Genomic DNA, 18,155 nt, shown 5'->3' on the forward strand with positions numbered 1-18,155 from the left:
CTAATCCTTCATGCAATCGCCCTGCTTATTGCGCGACCGATGCAGACTAACGGCCATAAGAGTGCTATACTAGTCGGTTCCAGAAATGAGCAGCACCGTACACCTTCGTACACATAGATATATTCTCCGTTCACGATCATGTCAAACACAAAACGCGCAATTCGCAACATCGCTATCATCGCCCACGTTGACCACGGCAAAACAACGCTCGTGGACAAACTGCTGCGCCAATCCGGTACCTTCCGTGACAACCAGCAGGTCGAGACCCGCGTGATGGATTCGAACGATCTTGAAAAAGAACGCGGCATCACGATTCTGTCGAAGAACTGCGCAGTTGAGTACAACAACACCCACATCAACATCGTCGACACCCCAGGCCACGCCGACTTCGGCGGCGAGGTCGAGCGCGTGCTGTCGATGGTCGACTCGGTCCTGTTGCTGGTCGATGCACAAGAAGGCCCGATGCCACAGACCCGCTTCGTCACGCGCAAGGCGCTGGCGCTCGGTCTCAAGCCTATCGTCGTCATCAACAAGATCGACCGTCCGGGCGCGCGTCCGGACTGGGCCATCAACGCCACCTTCGAACTGTTCGACAAACTCGGCGCCACCGACGAGCAACTCGACTTCCCGGTCGTGTTCGCTTCGGCCCTGAACGGCTACGCCAGCCTCGACTCCGAAGTGCGCGAAGGCGACATGACTCCGCTCTTCGAAGCAATCTTGCAACACGTTCCAGTCCGTGACGACAATCCGGACGGCCCGCTGCAGATGCAAATCACCTCCCTCGACTACTCCTCGTACGTCGGCAAGATCGGCATCGGCCGCATCTCGCGCGGTCGCATCAAGTCCGGCCAGGACGTGCTCGTCATGAACGGCCCAGGCTCGACCCCGATCAAGGGCCGCATCAACCAGGTGCTGAACTTTAAAGGCCTCGAGCGCGTCCTGGTCGACGAAGCAGTCGCCGGCGACATCGTGCTGATCAACGGTATCGACGAAATCGGCATCGGCTCGACCCTGTGCGCGCTCGACACCCCCGACGCACTCGAAATGCTGACCGTCGACGAGCCGACGCTGACCATGAACTTCATGGTCAACAACTCGCCACTGGCCGGCCGCGAAGGCAAGTTCGTCACCAGCCGCCAGCTGCGCGACCGTCTCGACCGCGAACTCAAAGCCAACGTCGCGCTGCGCGTCGCCCCGACCGACGACGACACGATTTTCGAAGTCTCGGGCCGCGGCGAATTGCACCTGACGATTCTGATCGAAAACATGCGCCGCGAAGGCTTCGAGCTGGCCGTGTCGCGTCCACGCGTGGTCTTCAAAATGGTCGATGGCGTGCGCCACGAGCCGTTCGAGCAACTGTCGGTCGACGTTGAAGAAGCCAACCAGGGCGGCGTCATGGAAGAACTCGGCCGCCGCCGCGGCGACCTGCAAAACATGGAATCGGACGCCAAAGGCCGTGTGCGCCTCGAGTACCGCATTCCAGCGCGTGGCCTGATCGGCTTCCAGGGCGAATTCATGACCCTGACCCGCGGCACCGGCCTGATGAGCCACGTGTTCGACGAGTACGCGCCGGTCGACAACACCCGTGGCGAAATGCAGGGCCGCCGCAACGGCGTGCTGATCTCGCAGGACGACGGCCAGGCCGTTGCCTACGCCATCTGGAAACTGCAGGACCGCGGCCGCATGTTCGTGGTCCACAACGATCCAGTCTACGAAGGCATGATCATCGGTATCCACTCGCGCGACAACGATCTGGTCGTGAACCCGATCAAGGGCAAGCAGTTGACCAACGTGCGCTCGTCGGGTACCGACGAAGCCGTGCGCCTGGTGCCGCCGGTCCAGATGTCGCTCGAGTACGCCGTCGAATTCATCGCCGACGACGAACTCGTCGAGATCACCCCGAAGAGCATCCGCCTGCGCAAGCGCTGGCTCAAGGAAAACGATCGCAAACGGAATTCGCGCGAAGCGGCGTAATTCGTTTTGCCGCGGGGTGCAGCGCACCCCGTCCGAGCCCGCTGTTGCCGCGTCTTGACGTGGCCAGCGGGTTTTTCGTTTGTGTCGCCTCGAATTGTTCGCATCGCCTGGAATTTTTATCATGACCGCCCGCACACTTCCCTCCCGCCGCCTGTCGGTCGCCCCGATGATGGACTGGACCGACCGCCACTGCCGCGTGTTCCACCGCCAGATCACGCGCCACACCTGGCTCTACACCGAGATGGTCACCACCGGCGCGCTCGTGTACGGCGACGTCGAGCGCCACCTGCGCTTCAGTGACGAGGAGCACCCGGTCGCGCTGCAGTTGGGCGGCAGCGACCCGGCCGACCTCGCAAAAAGCGCCAAGCTCGGCGAGCAATACGGCTACGACGAGATCAACCTCAACTGCGGCTGCCCGTCCGAGCGGGTGCAGAAGGGCGCGTTCGGCGCCTGCCTCATGGCCGAGCCGCAACTGGTGGCCGATTGCGTCAAGGCGATGCGCGACGCGGTATCGATCGACGTCACGGTCAAGCACCGGATCGGCATCGACCGCAACGAGGAATACGGTTTTGTGCGCGACTTTGTCGGCACCATCGCCGACGCCGGTTGCAAGACCTTCATCGTGCACGCGCGCAATGCGGTGCTCAAGGGCTTGTCTCCGAAGGAAAACCGCGAGATCCCGCCGCTGCGCTACGAGGTCGCCTACCAGCTCAAGCGCGAGTTTCCGGCGCTCGAGATCATCATCAACGGCGGCATCAAAACCAACGACGAGATCGCCTCGCACCTGGCGCACGTCGACGGCGTGATGATGGGCCGCGAGGCCTACCACAACCCGTTTTCGATGGCCGAGTACGACGCGCGCTTCTATGGCGATGCCAGCCCGGCCAGGACGCGCGACGAGGTGCTCTCGGCGATGGTTCCCTATATCGAGCAGCAACTCGCCCTCTACGGCGCGCGCGGACTGAAGCTCAATTCCGTCACGCGCCACATGCTCGGTCTGATGGCGGGCCTGCCCGGCGCGCGCAGTTTCAGGCAGGCCATGTCGGACCCGAAACGGCTCGCCGCCGGCGACGCGCGCCTGCTCCTCGAGGCCGCCGCGGGAATGCAAAAGCCCGCTTAAAAGCAGAACAAAATTTTACTTTCTGGCAATAATATTACATTGTGGCAACTAAAATGCTTGCTCTATGGCAAAACTCTGCGCTATAATAGGGTGTCGATTTTGTGCTCTGGACGGATGGACAAGGTTCCCGTCCGTTGTTCTAGCGAAACAACCTTGAACCAGTTCAACAAATTGCAAGCGTGCGCAATTTTTTGATTTATTCTGGCAGAAATACACGGAAAACCACCTGGCTTGTCGGTTTGAGAGGCAGGCACGTGTCCGCGCGAATTCGATCAATAGGCTTATTGAAAATGATTACGAAATGAATTTCTTGAACAAAATGAAAGTCGGAAACCGACTGCGCGCCGGTTTCATCGTAGTCCTGCTCGCGCTCGTCGCGGTGACCGTCGTCGGCATCGCGAACATGTCGCAGATCCAGAGCCGGCTCGACCGGGTGGTGGGCGTCAACAACGTCGTCACCGCGCTCGTGACCGAAATGCGCCACAACGTGGCCGACCGCGTCATTTCGCTCAAGATCCTGACCCTGATGACGGACGCGGCAGACATGGAGCCGGAAATGAAGCGCATCGAGGACATGGCCCGCCAGTACGCCGGGTCGCGCAAGTTGCTGTCGGACAAGTTCGCTCAAGTGGGCACCGCCCAGGAGAAGGCGCTGCTGGCGGCCATCGTGGAACACGAGGCCGCCGCCATGCCGCCGATCGCCAAGGCGTCCGAGCTGTGGATGGCCAACCAGGCCGAGGACGCGACCCGGGTCCTGATCAAGGAAATCCGCCCGGTCCAGAAAAAATGGATGGACTCGCTCGACCAACTGGCGCTGCTTGAGGAGCGCCTCAACAACCAGGTGCAGGCCGACGCCAAGGAGGCCTTCACCTCGGCCCGCAACGCCATGATCCTGCTCGGCGTGATCGCCGTCGCGTTCGGCATGGCGGCCGCCTTCGTGATCACGCGCGGCCTGCTCAAGCAGCTCGGCGGCGAACCCGATTACACGGCGCAGATCGCGGCCAGCATCGCCGACGGCGACCTGGCCGTGGCGATCGACACCAGCGACTCGCACGAGGAAAGCCTGCTGGTCGAAATGAAGGAGATGCGCGACAGCCTGGTCGGCATCGTCGGCCAGGTGCGGGTCGGCACCGAGACCATCGGCACCGCCTCGCGCCAAATCGCGGCCGGCAACCTCGACCTGTCCTCGCGCACCGAAATGCAGGCCAGCTCGCTCGAAAAGACCGCCTCGGCGATGGAGCAGCTGACCTCGACCGTCAAGCAGAACGCCGACAACGCGCGCGAAGCGAACCTGCTCGCCGCGACCGCCTCGGACGTGGCGCGCAAGGGCGGCTCGGTGGTCTCGCAGGTGGTCGACACGATGGGCTCGATCAACGCCTCGGCCAACAAGATCGTCGACATCATCGGCGTGATCGACGGCATCGCGTTCCAGACCAACATCCTCGCGCTCAACGCGGCGGTCGAGGCGGCGCGCGCCGGCGAGCAGGGCCGCGGCTTCGCGGTCGTCGCCGCCGAGGTGCGCACCCTGGCCCAGCGCAGCGCCGCCGCGGCCAAGGAGATCAAGACCCTGATCGGCGATTCGGTCGAGAAGGTTGAACGCGGCAGCAAGCTGGTCGGCCAGGCCGGCGTGACGATGGACGAGGTCGTCGCCAGCGTCAAGCGGGTCACCGACATCATGGGCGAGATCGCCAGCGCGAGCCAGGAGCAAAGCGCCGGCATCGCCCAGGTCAACGCCTCGATCATCGAGATGGACGCGATGACCCAGCAAAACGCGGCGCTGGTCGAGGAGGCCGCCGCCGCCGCGCAGAGCCTGCAGGACCAGGCCGGCGAACTGGCGCACGTGGTCAGCATCTTCAGGCTGACCGAGGGCGAGCAGGCCTACGGCGACGAGGCATTCGAAGCGCGAATTGGGCGTGCGGCGCCCGCCGCGCCCGCCGCCGGTGCAGCGCGCGCGGCCCCGGGGGCGCGTCCGCTGGCGGTCCGGGCCGCCCGCGCCGCGCTCAAAAAGCAGGCCCCCGCGTCCGAGGCGCAGGAGGAGTCCGCCTCGACGCGGCCACGCAAGATATCGGCGTCAAGCGCTGCCGGCAGCGAGGAATGGGAAGAATTTTAAGCCTTCGGGCCGAGTTGAAAGTTTGTGTAAGTTAATTGGAATCTGGAAATGAAAAAGCATAGTCTGAATATTGCCGCGGTGTTGTCGATGTGTCTTGGCGGAACCGCCCTGGCGAACGAAGTGGCGGCCACCTACGACGCCAAGAATTGCAAGGCGGAGTATCCGAAGACGTCCCTGATGAACGAGGAGCAGGGCGCGGTCGCGATGGCGTTCCTGATCTCGGCCGACGGCTCGGTGCTCGAGTCGAAGATTGAAAAAACGAGCGGCCACAAGAATCTGGACAAGGCCGCGGTGAAAGCGATCAGTGCTTGCAAGTTCAAGCCTGGCACGAAGAATGGCAATCATGCCCAGACCTGGACCAGGGTGCAATACGTCTGGAGCCTGTAAGGGGCGGCTTGTCTTAGCACTTGGGAGAATGGTATGTCTACGATGCGTGTGTTAAATTTGCTTCCGGTCGTCGCGCTGTTCGCGGCCGGCGGCGCGGCCATGGCGGCCGAGGTGCCGGCGTCGTTCGACCCCAAGACCTGCAAGGCCGAATATCCGAAGGCCTCGCTCATGAACGAGGAGCAGGGCGTCGTCTCGATGTCGTTCCTGGTGGCGGCCGACGGCAAGGTGGTCGAGTCGAAGCTCGAGAAAACCAGCGGTTTCAAGAATCTCGACAGGGCCGCGATCAAGTCGATCAGCGCTTGCAAGTTCAAACCCGGCACCAAGGACGGGGCCGCGGCCCAGACCTGGGCCAAGGTCGACTACGCCTGGCGCCTCGACTAGCGGCCAGTCGGAGGCTGCTAGACACAGCCGGCCGCGCCCGCGGCCGCCTCCCGCGCGCCGGCCGACGGCCGGCGTCGCCAAAAAATCCCCCCATTCGCGCGCGCCCTGTCGTGTAACATCTGTTACCCTCGCCTAATTGACGAACCCTCACAGCCGGACAGGAATCCTATGCGTCGCACCCTCCCGTTTTTTGCCGCCGCCATCTTACTGCAGCTTGCCGGATGCACCCTCATGCAAAGCAAGGATGACCCTGCGCGCAACAAGCAGACGGTGTCGCTGGTGAACAGCCTGGAGTGGACCAATCCGGTCAGTGGCAAGCCCGACGGCGCGCGCACGGCGTGGCCGCTGGGCGACCTGGGCAAGCACACCGAGCACTTTCCGCTGGGCCAGGTCAAGCAGTGCGACGCCACCGGCGCCATCTGCCGCTGGGGCGTGCTCAGCGCGCACCGCAACATCCAGAAGCTGCGCTTCGTGCCCGGCGGCGTGGCGCTCGACGTGCGCGTGGTGGTCGATGTCGACCGCCACCAGGAGATGCGGCGCGAGGGCGCCAACACCGCCATGACGCTGCCGTCCGACGTCTCGGCGCTGCGCTCGAGCAAGGCGTTGACGCAGTCGCTCTTGCTCGAGTACGGCAAGGTGCACAACATCGACTTCGACTTCGGCATCCGCTACCGGGTCTGCGTGCAACGGCTCGACGCCGCGCGCAACTACGTCGAGCAGTGCCCGATCGCGCATATCTGAACCATGCGGCGGCGCGCGGCGCCGGTCCATGGGTCATTCATGGGCGTTTAACCGCGGCAATAAGTAAACATATTCGTATATTTATCGCCGGGTGCTGGGTATAGTCGTGGGCATCCCGTCGAGCTTCCCGCGCCATGCACAACCGCCTCCTGATCGCCGCAGCCTGCCTGCTCGCCCTGCTCTCGACGATCGGCGCCTCGCTGCCATTCCCGATCCTCGCCCCGCTGTTCGCCGGGACCGCGAGCAACGAATTCAACCATTTTCTGGGCCTGCCGCCCAAGCTTCTGCTCGGTTTCGCGCTGGCGGTCAACCCGCTGGGACTGCTGATCGGCTCGGCCCTGATGGGCCCGCTCTCGGACCGCTACGGGCGCCGCCCCCTGCTGCTGGTGACCACCTGCGGCGCGGCCGCCGGGCACGCGCTGTCGGCCATGGCGCTACTGGCCGGCTGGTACCCGCTGTTCATCGTCGCGCGCTTCGCCACCGGCCTGTTGGCCGGCAACAACGCGGTCGCGCGCGCGATGATCGCCGACCGCCTCGACGGCCCGTTGCGGCTGCGCGCGCTGTCCTGGCTCAACGGCGCGGTCTACCTCGGCTGGTTCGCCGGCCCGCTGCTGTCGGGCTTCACCCTGGACCGGGGCGTGGGCGTGCCGTTCTGGATCGCGGTCGGCGCCTTGCTGCTGTGCGCGCTGTTGGTGGCCGTGGTGCTCCCGCGCGAGGCGGCGTCGGGCGAGACCACCCCGTGGTGGCGGGTGGCGCGCGAGCGCCACGCGCTGAACCTGCTGCGCCACGCCGAACCGCGCAGGCTGTTCGTGGTGCAACTGGCCTACACCTGCGGCGTGACCTCGTTCTATGAATTCTTTCCCTTGTGGCTGGTCGAGGTGCCCGGTTATGGACCGCGCGGGATCGCCTGGGTCAACGCCGGGCTGTGCTTCATGATGACCCTGACGGCCGTGTTCGCGGGCGGCCCGAGCAGGTTCGAGCCGCTGCGGCGCGTGGTCTGGTTCGCGTCGCTGGCGGCGCTCGCGATCGCGCTGGTGGCGCTGGGAAACGTGTGGGTCGGACTGGCCGCGATCATGCTCTTCGGCGTGCCGAACGCGTACTACAATGCAGTCATGCAAGGCTGGTGCGTGGAACGGTTCGGCGCGCACGGGCAGGGCGCCGTCATGGGCTTGCTGGCGACCACCTTCTGCCTTGCCAACATCATCATGGGCCTGGCCGGCGCCGTGCTCACCCAGATCAGCACCAGCCTGATTCTGGCACTGGGCGCGTGCCTGTCGGCGTGGGCCGCGTGGCGGCTGCGCGGTTGGCGCGAGCAGATGGCAAGACCGGCCCTGTCAATGGAGGCGAGCAAATGAACACCGCAGACCAGATCCTGTTTTTGCTCAAGACACATGGTCCGAAAACCGCGCAGCAACTGGCCGCGCTGCTCGAGCTGACCTCGATGGGCGCGCGGCGCCAGCTCGACGCGGCGCTCGAGAAAGGCCAGGTCGCCTTCGAGGACAGCGCCGACAAGGTGGGCCGCCCGACGCGCCGCTGGCGGCTGACCGGTGCCGGGCATGCGCGCTTTCCCGACCGCCATGCCGACCTGACCTTGCAACTGATCGAGCAAACCCGCGCGGTGTTCGGCGCCGAGGGGCTCGAGCGCCTGATCGGCGCGCGCGAGAAGGCGATCGAGGCGAATTACCGGATGCAGGTCGGGGACGTGTCAAGCCTGCCCGCGCGCGCCGCCGCGCTGGCGCGCGCGCGCGACGCCGAGGGCTATATGGCCGAGGTGCAGGCGCGCGACGACGGCAGTGTTTTATTTATCGAAAACCATTGCCCGATTTGCGCCGCGGCGCGCGAATGCCAGAGTTTCTGCCGCTCCGAGCTCGACATTTTCAAGCGTGTGATGGGCCAGGGATGCAGCGTCGAGCGCAGCGAGCACTTGCTGGGCGGGGCGCGCCGCTGCGTCTACATCATGCGCGCCGTGTAAGCCGGCTCAGCCTCTCAGTCGGAATGGGCGATGTACAAGCCGCCCTTGCCGTCGGGCAGCCAGGTCTCGGCGAGGTCCGAACTGGCGTCGAAAAAACCGAGTCCGTGTTGGCCCGCGAGGCGGAACACCGCCGCGTGCGCCTCGTCGACCTTGTCCCAGTCGAAGGTGATGTAGATGAGCGACTTGCCGATGGTGTAGTCGGTGCCTCCGTCCCTGTCGTCCCCGTCGTCCTTCAGCGGCGGAAAGTCCACCGCCAGCGCCTTGTAGAATGCGCGCAGCGCCGGCGTGCCGACGGCCGGGTCGTCGTAGGAATGGCCCTCGGCCCATTCGGTCTGGGCCTCGTACCAGTCGAGGAAGGGTCCGCGTTTTTTCGCGGGGCAGGCTTCGGGGGCGAACACCATCAGGTCGTAACTCATATCGACTCCAGTAAGGTCTATTAAATTCAGCTATTAAAATTCGTGCAGGGCGACGCCGGAAAAGCCCGGCCATGCGCGCCACAGCGACTCGAGTTCGGGCAGCAATCGGAGCAGCGCCGCGCGCTTCTCCGCGAAACCGACCCTGCCGCCATCGGACATCGTCTGGTGCGAAAAACCGAAGCTGCTGGCCCCGGGCAGCGCGCGCGCGCCGTCGAATTCGACCAGCACCGCCTGGTCGCCGAGCGCGACGATGGCGAGCGTGCCGCGCGCGGCGGGGCGGTAGTGGCGCAGCGTCTCGTCATCGATCGGGCCGGCTTCGAGCGCGATGCGCACGCCGCGCTTGTGGCGCAGGCTCCACTCGAGGAAGGGCTGGGCGCTGCGCTTGATTTGCGCCGGATCGGTCCGGTAGTTCATGACGGTCAGGCTGTCGACCGAGGCCGCCAGGCGCGCCAGCAGCGGCCCGTCCGCGGTCGCCGCCGTGTTCCACCAGAACGGCACGGCGGCATCGATCCTCATCGTGGTGGCCTGGCGCAACAACGCCATCGTCGCCAGATAGGCTTCGTGCCAGGCCGCGGGGTCGATCGCGTAACCGTGGTTGAGATAGGGCTCGATGTCGAACTGCACGCCCGCCAGCCGCGCCGCCTCGGGCGCCGCCGCGTTGTAGCGTTGGTAGGCGCGCGCCATCGCCACGAATTTGCCGCGCTCGCCCTCGAGCACCGCGCCCGGATCGCCGGCCACGGCCCAGACCCGGATTCCGCGCGCGCCGGCCCCGGCCACAAAGCGCGCGAGCCGGCGCGGCTGCACGACCGCCGCCTTGCCTTGCACGACGGGCACGGTGATGAACACGGTGTCGGCGCCGGAATTTTTCAGTTTGTCGAGCAGGGCGGCGCTTTGCGTGAGCCACGCCGACGCCTGCCACGACCACAAGGCGCGCGGCGGCGCCGGCCCGTCCGGCTGTTGCGGCGTGATGCGCAGGCTGTCGACGACCAGCTCGGCAGCCTGTCCGGGGCAGGCCAGTGTGAACGATTGCAAGCTCTCCTGCTCAAACCCGGCCTGCGGCAGGGCGGGGCGCACACTGCCGTGGTCCGGCGCGAGGGCCGCCAGCGGCAGCGGGTTGGCGTCGGCGCGCGGCCGGTCCGTAGCCCCCAGTAAAAATGTGCCGGTGGCACGGTAGCGCAACGCGGCCGCCAGCGCTATCCCCGGCGGCAATCCACGGCCCGCCACGCGCAGGACCACGCCCGCCGGATGCCTGCCCTTGCCGCAACGCAGCGTCGGGGGCCGTCGCGCCGTGTCGAACGTTGCGCGTTCCTCGCGGCCGAAGGTGGTCGCCGACAAGGTCTCGGCGAGCTCCACCCCGACCGTGACGGGCGGCGCGGCGTCGGGCGGCGCGTCGACCGGCACCAGCTCGGCGCTGGTGAGCCCCATCCTGGCCGCCGGCGCCTGCAACGCGAAGCCGGCGGCCAGGATGCGCGCCTGTTCGCGCGAAATGATGCGCGCGGCCACGATGCGGGCCGGCGCCAGCGCCAGTTCGACCGCCACGCAATTTTCCATTGGCCGGTCGGAAACGCGCAGCGTGCGCCAGCGGCCGTCGGGCGTCTGCGCGCTCTCGAGCACGCGCACGTCGGCGTCGGCCGGCCGCTCCGGGCAGAGCGCGAGCGCCGCGGCGCAGGCCTGGCTGCCGACGGTCAGCAAGAGCAGGGCCAGGGCGGGCTTGTGTGGTGTCATGGCAGGTTTTCCAAGCGCCTGAGGCGCAAAACGGTGCGGCGCGCAGGAGCGGATGCGAAGGCATGATAGCTGAAAGCGCAAGAACCCCCGAAACCGGTGCCAATATTTCCGCGCTGGCGCTGGTGGCTGCTCGGCTGCGCGGTCGTCGCGGCGCTCGCGCCCGCGACCGTGCAGCAGACCCGTTACTGGCAGGCGCCGGCCGACAGCCGCGATTCATCAACATCGACGACGTGCATTATTTTTGCGCCGACGCCAAATACTACGCGGGTGGTGACGGCGCCGTTCTCGGCCCTTATCCGGGCCGCGATCAACGCCGTGCGGCGGGTCGATGGCGCCTGGCGGTGCGCATGCGCGGCGGGGATGAAGCCTTGCCCGTGTCGCAGGTTTTCCAGAGCCGCTTCCGGCAGATGTGAGCGGTCACTCAGGCATGCATCATCGATCTATTGCAGTGCTGCGCGCCTTGCCGGCGATGGTAAGCCAAGTGCTGTCGATGGCCGCGCCCGCCGCCACGCCGATGGTGTACGCGACCAGATCGAGCCGGTTGAACGTGGAGCCGAGAACCAGATGGCCAAGTGTCGTGGCCCGGACCGCGATGATGAATGGCGCCTGATAAAGCTGGCTCAATTCGACGGCAAAGGATGTGCACAGGGCGAGCGCCGCCACCCTCCAGGCCGCTGATTTCGGTAGCAAGGTGCAGTAAGCGGCGAAGAGCATCAGTGCCCACAAAGCGTCGCCGGGGTATTTTTCGAGCGCCGGCGGAAAAAGTCCCGGGTACTCGCGCGAAGCGAGTCCGAATGCGATGACGGCGATTGTGGCAAGACCATAAACGCGCCTGTTGCGAACCTCTGCGCCCGGAATCCGCCTAATCGCCATCAGGGCGTGCGCGACCACGTGCCAAATTGGTCGGTCCATTTGATCGCCGCCCAGTACCAATATGCGGCAAACAACATCGCGGGAGCGCTCAGGAAGACCAAAAGCAGGATTGGGAATGGGACCGGGACCAATATCGCGATGACTATTCCCGCGATGACGAAGGCGGCCGCGCATGCAATGCAGAACCACATGTAGCCCAGGGCCGCCTTGCGCGACTTGACCATCCAGAGCCCGAGTCGCACGTACATCGGGGCGCTTAGCTTATTGTCTGTCATCGTGGTTTACCTTTGTTTAAAGCGCTTCGCGCGGCCGGACAGCCCCGGTCGGTGTCGATGCATCTAGTTTGCCGCATTTCCCTTATCGCAAGCAAGTCACAAGAATATGCAGCAAGATTTTTCACTGGCATGACTAAAAAACCACATGGTATTATTTGAAGGATGCCGCTGCGCGGGCGCCAACGGCTTGACCTTTTATAAGGCTTCACAGTGACAATATCCGATAGCACTGAGATTTTTTTCAATAAAAAAGTCATCACGTATGAGGCCGATGAGGCGGTCGACCTGTCCGGCAACCTCGTCTACCGGCTCGCGATCGATGACGACGAAGAGGCGGAAATGCCCGAGCTGATCGAGCAATTCCTCGCGCGCGCCGATAAATCGCAGCTCGATTCGCTCATCATCGGCTCGTGGGGCGAGCCCTACGACACCGGCGCCGACGAGATCATCGCCTGCCTGGTCAAGCACGCGGCGCAATTGCCGCAGTTGCGCGCGCTCTTTATCGGCGACATGACGTATGAAGAGTGCGAGATATCATGGATTATCCAAGGTAATTACACGCCATTGCTGAACGCCTTCCCGCAATTGGAGGAGTTGCGCATCCGCGGCTCGACCGACCTCGTCATCGAGCCGTTCACGCACCCGGCGATGCGTTCGTTCACGATTGAATGCGGCGGCTTGCCGGCCGAAGTGGCCGAAGCGCTGGCCGCGTCGTCGATGTCGAATCTGACCCGCCTCGAGCTGTGGCTGGGCACCGACCAGTACGGCTTTGCGGGCGATGTCGCGCTCTACCGTCGCCTGTTTGCAAAGCTGAATAATCCCGGCCTGAACTATCTCGGCCTGCGCAATTCGGAAATCGCCGACGGGTTGGCGCAATGGCTCGCGGGCGAGGAGGCGATCGCCCACCTCGACACGCTCGACCTGTCCATGGGGACCATTAGCGACGTCGGTGCCGAGGCGCTTTGCGCCAGCGCGCATGTGTTGAAACTAAAATGCCTGAACCTGTCGCACCACTATATTTCGGCCGCGTGGCAACAGAAGCTCAAAGCCTTGCCGATCGAGGTCCTGATCGATGATGAACAGGACGGCGAAGACGACGATGACGAAGACCGTTACGTCGCGGTCGGCGAATAGATAGCGCCGCGCGCATGGTGGGCGAGGCGCGCCGCGACCGGTTGCCGCTAGTGATGCTCGGCGCCGGCGGCGGCAAGCGGGTGCGGCATATGCAAAGCGCGCGCCAGCATTTGGGGCTGCCGCCGGCCACCGTGCTGGAATGGCAGGCATGGCTGGACCGTCCTGCCGCGCTTGCGGCCTTGCTGGCGCGGCCGTGCGGATTCAAGGTCGAAGCGCCGGGCGACGATCCGGCAATCCAGCACCGCATGGCCACGCAAGGCTGCGCGCTGCTCGGGCGGGCGCTGCCGGACGTGCCCGCGTTTGGCGAGCTCGCGGTGTCGGACGCCTGGTTCGCGGGATTCTCGGCCGCAATGCGGGCCCTCGCTGCGCAACTGGACGAGTTTCCCCACGTGCGGGTCGTCAACGCGCCGCATGAGATCGTGATAATGACAGACAAGCTCGCGTGCCAACAACATTTGCGCTCCCACGACGTGCCGATTCCACCTTTGTTCGGACAAATCGAAGGCTACGCGCACTTGCGCGACCTGCTCGACGAGCTCGGGCTCGACCGTGTCTTTGTGAAGGCGCGTTACGGCTCCAGCGCCTCGGGCGTGATCGCGTACCGGCGCAACCGGCGCGGCGCGGAGCAGGCGACCAGCTCGGCCCATCTGGTGCGCGGCGCCGGCCCCACGCGCCTGTACAACGTCAAGCGCTTGCGCACTTATACCGCCCACGACGAGATCGCGGAACTGATCGATTTGCTTGCGAGCCAGCACGCCTATGTCGAAGCCTGGCTGCCCAAACCAAGGACTGGCGGCGGGCACTACGATGTGCGCGTGGTGACGCTGGCGGGCCAGCCTGCGCACCGCGTGGCGCGCGTCGGCGCGCGCATGATGACCAATCTGCACTTGGACAACCAGCGCGCCGACGTCGACACGCTGATCGGTGAAGTAGGGCGCGATGCGCTCGACGCCGTGGCGCGCCGCGCCGCCGCGGCCTTTCCCTCCAGCCACGTCATCGGACTCGACCTCGTGCTGCACAACGACAAGGCGAAAGTACTCGAAGCCAACGCATTCGGCGACTTGCTGCCCGGCCTGCTTTGGCGCGGCCACGACACCTACGCCGCTCAACTGCGACAGTTCAACCGCGATGCAGCCTGAACAAAATCCGATACCGGACATGAACCGCGTTGTCGGCAGCCACGACATCGTCTTCATCACGCTCGACACCTTGCGCTACGACGTCGCCCAGCGTTTGTTCGAGGCGGGGGAGTTGCCCGTGCTGGGACCCCATCTGCCGGCCGGGGGCTGGGAGCGCCGGCACAGTCCGGCCAGCTTCACCTATGCCGCGCACCACGCATTTTTCGCGGGCTTCCTGCCCACGCCGGACAGCCAGGGCCCGCACCCGCGCCTGTTCGCGACGCAATTCGAGCGCAGCACGAGCACCTCGGCGCACACCTGCATGTTCGAGCAAGAAAGCGTGCCGGCCGGGCTGGCGCAGCGCGGCTATCGGACCATTTGCATCGGCGGGGTTGGCTTCTTCAACAAAAAGACCTCGCTCGGATGCGTGTTGCCGGGCATGTTCGAGGAAAGCCATTGGACGCCGCACATGGGTGTGGACCACCGGCATTCGACCGAACGCCAGGTCGCGCTGGCGCTGGCACGCTTGCGGGCGGACGCGCGGCGCGTGTTCTTATTCATAAATATCGCGGCGATCCACCTGCCGAACCGCGCCTACCTGCCGGGCTGCCGCGCCGACAACATCGACAGCCACGCGGCCGCCTTGCGCTACGTCGACGGCGCGCTGGCCCCGCTGCTGGCGGCCTGCGGCGCACGCGCCCCGACCTTTGCCATCGTCTGCTCCGACCACGGATGCGCCTATGGCGAAGACGGCTACCGCGGCCATCGGCTGGCGCATGAAACTGTATGGAACGTCCCGTACGCCCATTTTTTCCTCGACTCCACATCACCCAGGCCATCGTGAAACAATCCGACCTACCTGACACGCTCGCGCAAAGGATGCGCCACACGCCGTACCAGGCGTACTCCTATTCCTACCCGCACAAGGCGGCGTACCGGCCGCTGGCGCAGCCGGAGGGACTGGCGCAGTTGTGGGCCGAGCAGGACCGCTCGGCCTTGTTTGCGTACATCCACATCCCGTTTTGCGCGATGCGCTGCGGGTTCTGCAATTTGTTTGCCATGGCCAAGCCCAAGCCCGATATGGTCGACCGCTATGTGGAGCAGGTGATCAGGCAGATGCGCGTGCTCGACGGCGTGCTTGGCGAGCGCCAGTTCGCGCGCTTTGCGATTGGCGGCGGCACGCCGACCTACCTCTCGCCGGGCCAGCTTGAACGCCTGCTCAATGCGGCGCAAGATATCCTCCACATCGATCTGCACGCCACCCCGGCCGGCATCGAGGCCTCGCCCGAAACCGTCACGCCCGAGAAGCTGGCGGTGTGCCGCGCCGCCGGCATCGACCGCGTCAGCCTGGGCATCCAGAGTTTTGCCGCCAACGAGATGCGCTCGCTCGCGCGGCCGCAACAAAACCATGTGGTGCACGAGGCGATCGGGCACATTCGCGCCGCCGGCTTTCCCACGCTGAACCTTGACCTGATATACGGCATCGCCGGGCAAACCGTGGAGAGCCTGCTGGCCTCGATCGAGAGCGCGCTCGCGTTCGCGCCCGAAGAGCTTTACCTGTACCCCTTGTATGTGCGCCAGTATACCGGGCTGGGCAAGGTGGCGGCCCGCAACGGCGCGGTGTCGTTCGACCCGATCGTTCTCGACCATGGCGGCGACAGCCGGCTGCAGCTGTACCAGGCGGCGCGCGACCATCTGCGGGCGCGCGGTTACGTCCAGGTGTCGATGCGGATGTTCCGCGCGCCACACGCGCCCGAGCAAAACGGCCCGTCCTACTGTTGCCAGGACGACGGCATGGTCGGGCTGGGCGCCGGCGCGCGCGCCTACACGCGGCGCCTGCATTATTCGAGCGATTACGCGGTGGAACGGGCCGGCACGATCGACATCATCAACGATTTTCTGTCGCTCGACGAGGCGCGCTTCGCCCAGGCCGAACATGGGATCGCGCTCGGGCCGCACGAGCAGCGGCGCCGCTATGTGATCCAGTCGCTGCTGACCGATCCCGGCCTCGACACCGCCGCCTACATCGCGCGCTTTGGCACGGACTGCATGCAAGACTTGCCCCAACTGCTAGAACTCGGCGCGCTCGATTTGCTGCAAGAGCGCGATGGCGTGCTGCGCCTTAACGACCGTGGTTATTCCTATGCCGACACGATCGGGCCATGGCTGGTGTCGGAGGAGGTGCGCACGCTGATGGCCGATGGGGGCCAGGCATGCTAGATGGGGTGCCGGCAGCCGCGCTGGAGCAGGCCACGCCCTTGTTGTCGCTGCTGTACCGGGGAACGCTGTCGAGCTGCAACTACGACTGCCACTATTGCCCGTTCGCCAAACGGCGCGACAGCCGCGCCACACTGGTGCGCGACGCGGCCGAGGTCGCACGTTTTGTCGCGTGGGTCGGCGGCCAGACGCGTCCGATCAGCGTGTTGTTCACGCCGTGGGGCGAGGGCCTGGTGAGGCGCCACTACCGCGAGGCGATCCGGGCGCTGTCCGACATGCCGCACGTGCGGCAGGTGGCGATACAGACGAATTTGTCGGGCCCGCTGGCGTGGCTCGAATCGACGAACAAGGAGAAGGTGGCGCTATGGTGCACCTACCATCCGGGACAGACCACGGAGCAGCGCTTTCTTGAACGCTGCGCGCGGCTGGACGGGATGGGAATCAAATTCTCGGTGGGCATCGTCGCGATGCGCGGGCACTACGACGCCATTCGCGCCATGCGCGCCAAGCTTCCCGAACGGCATTACCTCTGGCTCAATGCGTATGACCGGCGCGGTCCGGCTTACTATTCACCCGAAGACTTGGCCTGGCTCGACAAGCTCGATCCATGGTTCAAGTACAGCCGCGCGCCGGTGTCGTCCCGCGGCAAGGCCTGCCGCGCCGGTTCGCAAACCTTGTCGGTCGATGGAGATGGCGAACTCCAGCGCTGCCATTTTTTGCCCGAACGGATCGGCAACTTGTACCAAGACGCGCTCGCGGACGTGCTCAAGGAAAAAAACTGCATCCGCCTGAGGTGTGATTGCTTTATCGGATACGCGCACAGAGTGGACCTGCCGTTCGATGCCGATTTCGGCGACGGGGTGCTGGCGCGTATTCCCTTAATGCTCGTCGGCTAGAACAGTGCAGGAGGCGTATGCACTCCGGCAATTCAGGACCGAGGCTCGAACAGGACGTTATCAGCCGACTAGTTCGCGAAGCACTTCCGGGTGCCGTTCTGCGACTTTGATAAGTGTTCTTGCTGCACCCGAGGGCTCGCGGCGTCCTTGCTCCCAGTCCTGCAATGTCCGTACGGACACACCCATCAATGAAGCAAATGCAGCCTGAGACAGGCCGGAAGCGAGGCGCGCGGATGCAATCTCGGACACCTCCGGCTGGTGGGTGCGCCCCCGTATATTTGCTTTCATCTCGCGGACTGACGCGAGCAGTTCTTCGCCCAGGTCGATGCGCGACGAAGATGGTTTGCTTGCCTGTTTATTCTTAGCCATTTTCAATTTCCCCCTTGATCTTGCGCAGGACGTGGGACGGGATGTTTTCCTGGACAGTCTTGTCATAGACCAGCAGGAGCCAGACTTCGCCGCTATTGAGCCGATTGTAATAAATCACCCTGACCCCGCCGCGCTTGCCTCGACCTTTATGCCCCCATCGAATCTTACGCAGACCGCCTGAACCTGGAGCCACGGCGCCGGCATCCGGGCTAGCTGCAATGAAGTCAACAAATTCCAAAAGGTCAAGCTCATTCCAAAATGTTTCGGCCATACGCATGAAACGCTGTGTTTCGACGACCGTTAGCATGTGCCTTCCAATATACGGCAGAGCCGTATCTAAGTCAATCGGTGGCGATGGTGCTTAAATCTCTTTATGATTCCTTTGCAACGCGGCATCGTTTAGACCTTCCTAAGCGATAGCAGCGAACTTCGCCTCGGGGAAGTTCG

20 protein-coding genes are annotated in these 18,155 nt (G+C 64.8%); 14 read left to right on the forward strand and 6 right to left on the reverse strand.

Going from position 1 to position 18,155, the window contains the following annotated elements; genetic code table 11:
- Window positions 1–138 precede the first annotated feature (138 nt).
- The 8 genes from typA (at window position 139) to C7C56_RS02095 (ending at window position 8,685) form a co-directional block, all read left to right on the forward strand.
- Window positions 139–1,974 (forward strand): translational GTPase TypA, encoded by a 1,836-nt coding sequence (gene typA / locus C7C56_RS02060; RefSeq protein WP_106755841.1) that lies wholly within the window; start codon window positions 139–141, stop codon window positions 1,972–1,974.
- 121 nt (window positions 1,975–2,095) lie between these two features.
- On the forward strand, window positions 2,096–3,094 hold the full coding sequence (gene dusA / locus C7C56_RS02065; protein WP_106755842.1) for a tRNA dihydrouridine(20/20a) synthase DusA: 999 nt from the start codon (window positions 2,096–2,098) through the stop codon (window positions 3,092–3,094).
- Window positions 3,095–3,413: 319 nt separating this feature from the next.
- Window positions 3,414–5,204 carry a methyl-accepting chemotaxis protein gene (locus tag C7C56_RS02070; RefSeq protein ID WP_106755859.1) on the forward strand — a complete coding sequence of 597 codons (1,791 nt, stop codon included), beginning with the start codon at window positions 3,414–3,416 and terminating at the stop codon, window positions 5,202–5,204.
- A 48-nt stretch (window positions 5,205–5,252) separates the two neighbouring features.
- Entirely contained in the window at window positions 5,253–5,591 is a 339-nt protein-coding gene (locus C7C56_RS02075) for an energy transducer TonB (RefSeq protein ID WP_106755843.1), read from the forward strand.
- Between the two features lie 42 nt (window positions 5,592–5,633).
- Window positions 5,634–5,972 (forward strand): energy transducer TonB, encoded by a 339-nt coding sequence (locus C7C56_RS02080; RefSeq protein ID WP_106755844.1) that lies wholly within the window; start codon window positions 5,634–5,636, stop codon window positions 5,970–5,972.
- 231 nt (window positions 5,973–6,203) lie between these two features.
- Window positions 6,204–6,713 carry a hypothetical protein gene (locus C7C56_RS02085; protein WP_181372983.1) on the forward strand — a complete coding sequence of 170 codons (510 nt, stop codon included), beginning with the start codon at window positions 6,204–6,206 and terminating at the stop codon, window positions 6,711–6,713.
- A gap of 134 nt (window positions 6,714–6,847) precedes the next feature.
- Window positions 6,848–8,068 (forward strand): MFS transporter, encoded by a 1,221-nt coding sequence (locus C7C56_RS02090; protein WP_106755846.1) that lies wholly within the window; start codon window positions 6,848–6,850, stop codon window positions 8,066–8,068.
- Window positions 8,065–8,685, forward strand: coding sequence for a helix-turn-helix transcriptional regulator (locus C7C56_RS02095; protein WP_106755847.1), 621 nt, complete (start codon window positions 8,065–8,067; stop codon window positions 8,683–8,685). The genes C7C56_RS02090 and C7C56_RS02095 overlap by 4 nt, the downstream gene beginning before the upstream one ends.
- Before the next feature lie 14 nt (window positions 8,686–8,699).
- Here the strand turns inward: C7C56_RS02095 and C7C56_RS02100 are convergent, their stop codons facing one another.
- Together C7C56_RS02100 and C7C56_RS02105 are read right to left on the reverse strand one after the other, a co-directional pair.
- The gene (locus C7C56_RS02100; RefSeq protein WP_106755848.1) at window positions 8,700–9,101 is read right to left on the reverse strand and encodes a hypothetical protein; all 402 of its coding nucleotides are present in this window, start codon (window positions 9,099–9,101) and stop codon (window positions 8,700–8,702) included.
- Window positions 9,102–9,134: 33 nt separating this feature from the next.
- Window positions 9,135–10,826 carry a hypothetical protein gene (locus tag C7C56_RS02105; protein WP_106755849.1) on the reverse strand — a complete coding sequence of 564 codons (1,692 nt, stop codon included), beginning with the start codon at window positions 10,824–10,826 and terminating at the stop codon, window positions 9,135–9,137.
- Window positions 10,827–10,888: 62 nt separating this feature from the next.
- Between C7C56_RS02105 and C7C56_RS27865 the strand changes: the two genes are divergently transcribed.
- On the forward strand, window positions 10,889–11,239 hold the full coding sequence (locus C7C56_RS27865; RefSeq protein WP_146204244.1) for a hypothetical protein: 351 nt from the start codon (window positions 10,889–10,891) through the stop codon (window positions 11,237–11,239).
- 19 nt (window positions 11,240–11,258) lie between these two features.
- Here C7C56_RS27865 and C7C56_RS02110 read toward each other — a convergent pair whose 3' ends face one another.
- On the reverse strand, window positions 11,259–11,738 hold the full coding sequence (locus C7C56_RS02110) for a ribosomal maturation YjgA family protein (RefSeq protein WP_229457910.1): 480 nt from the start codon (window positions 11,736–11,738) through the stop codon (window positions 11,259–11,261).
- Window positions 11,699–11,974: a hypothetical protein gene (locus tag C7C56_RS28535; RefSeq protein ID WP_106755851.1), complete on the reverse strand. Its 276-nt coding sequence runs from the start codon at window positions 11,972–11,974 to the stop codon at window positions 11,699–11,701. The genes C7C56_RS02110 and C7C56_RS28535 overlap by 40 nt, the downstream gene beginning before the upstream one ends.
- A 210-nt stretch (window positions 11,975–12,184) precedes the next feature.
- Between C7C56_RS28535 and C7C56_RS02120 the strand changes: the two genes are divergently transcribed.
- Genes C7C56_RS02120 through C7C56_RS02140 form a run of 5 tightly spaced genes read left to right on the forward strand, consistent with a single transcriptional unit; the run spans window position 12,185 to window position 17,339 of the window.
- Window positions 12,185–13,108, forward strand: coding sequence for an STM4015 family protein (locus C7C56_RS02120; protein WP_106755852.1), 924 nt, complete (start codon window positions 12,185–12,187; stop codon window positions 13,106–13,108).
- 14 nt (window positions 13,109–13,122) lie between these two features.
- Window positions 13,123–14,247: an STM4014 family protein gene (locus tag C7C56_RS02125; RefSeq protein ID WP_106755853.1), complete on the forward strand. Its 1,125-nt coding sequence runs from the start codon at window positions 13,123–13,125 to the stop codon at window positions 14,245–14,247.
- Between the two features lie 19 nt (window positions 14,248–14,266).
- Window positions 14,267–15,070, forward strand: coding sequence for an STM4013/SEN3800 family hydrolase (locus C7C56_RS02130; RefSeq protein ID WP_109246552.1), 804 nt, complete (start codon window positions 14,267–14,269; stop codon window positions 15,068–15,070).
- A complete protein-coding gene (locus tag C7C56_RS02135) occupies window positions 15,067–16,446 on the forward strand; it encodes an STM4012 family radical SAM protein (RefSeq protein ID WP_219933088.1) in 1,380 nt (459 codons plus the stop codon). The genes C7C56_RS02130 and C7C56_RS02135 overlap by 4 nt, the downstream gene beginning before the upstream one ends.
- Window positions 16,440–17,339, forward strand: a complete 900-nt coding sequence (locus C7C56_RS02140; RefSeq protein ID WP_106755856.1) for an STM4011 family radical SAM protein — start codon at window positions 16,440–16,442, stop codon at window positions 17,337–17,339. Before C7C56_RS02135 ends, C7C56_RS02140 begins: the two co-directional genes overlap by 7 nt.
- A 60-nt stretch (window positions 17,340–17,399) precedes the next feature.
- Here C7C56_RS02140 and C7C56_RS02145 read toward each other — a convergent pair whose 3' ends face one another.
- Window positions 17,400–17,708 (reverse strand): helix-turn-helix domain-containing protein, encoded by a 309-nt coding sequence (locus C7C56_RS02145; protein WP_106755857.1) that lies wholly within the window; start codon window positions 17,706–17,708, stop codon window positions 17,400–17,402.
- Window positions 17,701–18,015: a transcriptional regulator gene (locus tag C7C56_RS02150; protein WP_106755858.1), complete on the reverse strand. Its 315-nt coding sequence runs from the start codon at window positions 18,013–18,015 to the stop codon at window positions 17,701–17,703. The genes C7C56_RS02145 and C7C56_RS02150 overlap by 8 nt, the downstream gene beginning before the upstream one ends.
- Window positions 18,016–18,155 lie beyond the last annotated feature (140 nt).

This window comes from Massilia glaciei (genome assembly GCF_003011895.2).
GTDB classification, from domain to species: domain Bacteria; phylum Pseudomonadota; class Gammaproteobacteria; order Burkholderiales; family Burkholderiaceae_D; genus Telluria_A; species Telluria_A glaciei.

Excerpts from the sequence above, each read along its gene's own strand:
- typA (WP_106755841.1), top strand. The coding sequence starts at position 139 with ATGTCAAACACAAAACGCGCAATTCGCAACATCGCTATCATCGCCCAC.
- dusA (WP_106755842.1), top strand. The coding sequence starts at position 2,096 with ATGACCGCCCGCACACTTCCCTCCCGCCGCCTGTCGGTCGCCCCGATG.
- C7C56_RS02070 (WP_106755859.1), top strand. The coding sequence starts at position 3,414 with ATGAAAGTCGGAAACCGACTGCGCGCCGGTTTCATCGTAGTCCTGCTC.
- C7C56_RS02075 (WP_106755843.1), top strand. The coding sequence starts at position 5,253 with ATGAAAAAGCATAGTCTGAATATTGCCGCGGTGTTGTCGATGTGTCTT.
- C7C56_RS02080 (WP_106755844.1), top strand. The coding sequence starts at position 5,634 with ATGCGTGTGTTAAATTTGCTTCCGGTCGTCGCGCTGTTCGCGGCCGGC.
- C7C56_RS02085 (WP_181372983.1), top strand. The coding sequence starts at position 6,204 with ATGCAAAGCAAGGATGACCCTGCGCGCAACAAGCAGACGGTGTCGCTG.
- C7C56_RS02090 (WP_106755846.1), top strand. The coding sequence starts at position 6,848 with ATGCACAACCGCCTCCTGATCGCCGCAGCCTGCCTGCTCGCCCTGCTC.
- C7C56_RS02095 (WP_106755847.1), top strand. The coding sequence starts at position 8,065 with ATGAACACCGCAGACCAGATCCTGTTTTTGCTCAAGACACATGGTCCG.
- C7C56_RS02100 (WP_106755848.1), bottom strand. The coding sequence starts at position 9,101 with ATGAGTTACGACCTGATGGTGTTCGCCCCCGAAGCCTGCCCCGCGAAA.
- C7C56_RS02105 (WP_106755849.1), bottom strand. The coding sequence starts at position 10,826 with ATGACACCACACAAGCCCGCCCTGGCCCTGCTCTTGCTGACCGTCGGC.
- C7C56_RS27865 (WP_146204244.1), top strand. The coding sequence starts at position 10,889 with ATGATAGCTGAAAGCGCAAGAACCCCCGAAACCGGTGCCAATATTTCC.
- C7C56_RS02110 (WP_229457910.1), bottom strand. The coding sequence starts at position 11,738 with ATGGACCGACCAATTTGGCACGTGGTCGCGCACGCCCTGATGGCGATT.
- C7C56_RS28535 (WP_106755851.1), bottom strand. The coding sequence starts at position 11,974 with ATGACAGACAATAAGCTAAGCGCCCCGATGTACGTGCGACTCGGGCTC.
- C7C56_RS02125 (WP_106755853.1), top strand. The coding sequence starts at position 13,123 with ATGGTGGGCGAGGCGCGCCGCGACCGGTTGCCGCTAGTGATGCTCGGC.
- C7C56_RS02130 (WP_109246552.1), top strand. The coding sequence starts at position 14,267 with ATGAACCGCGTTGTCGGCAGCCACGACATCGTCTTCATCACGCTCGAC.
- C7C56_RS02140 (WP_106755856.1), top strand. The coding sequence starts at position 16,440 with ATGCTAGATGGGGTGCCGGCAGCCGCGCTGGAGCAGGCCACGCCCTTG.
- C7C56_RS02145 (WP_106755857.1), bottom strand. The coding sequence starts at position 17,708 with ATGGCTAAGAATAAACAGGCAAGCAAACCATCTTCGTCGCGCATCGAC.
- C7C56_RS02150 (WP_106755858.1), bottom strand. The coding sequence starts at position 18,015 with ATGCTAACGGTCGTCGAAACACAGCGTTTCATGCGTATGGCCGAAACA.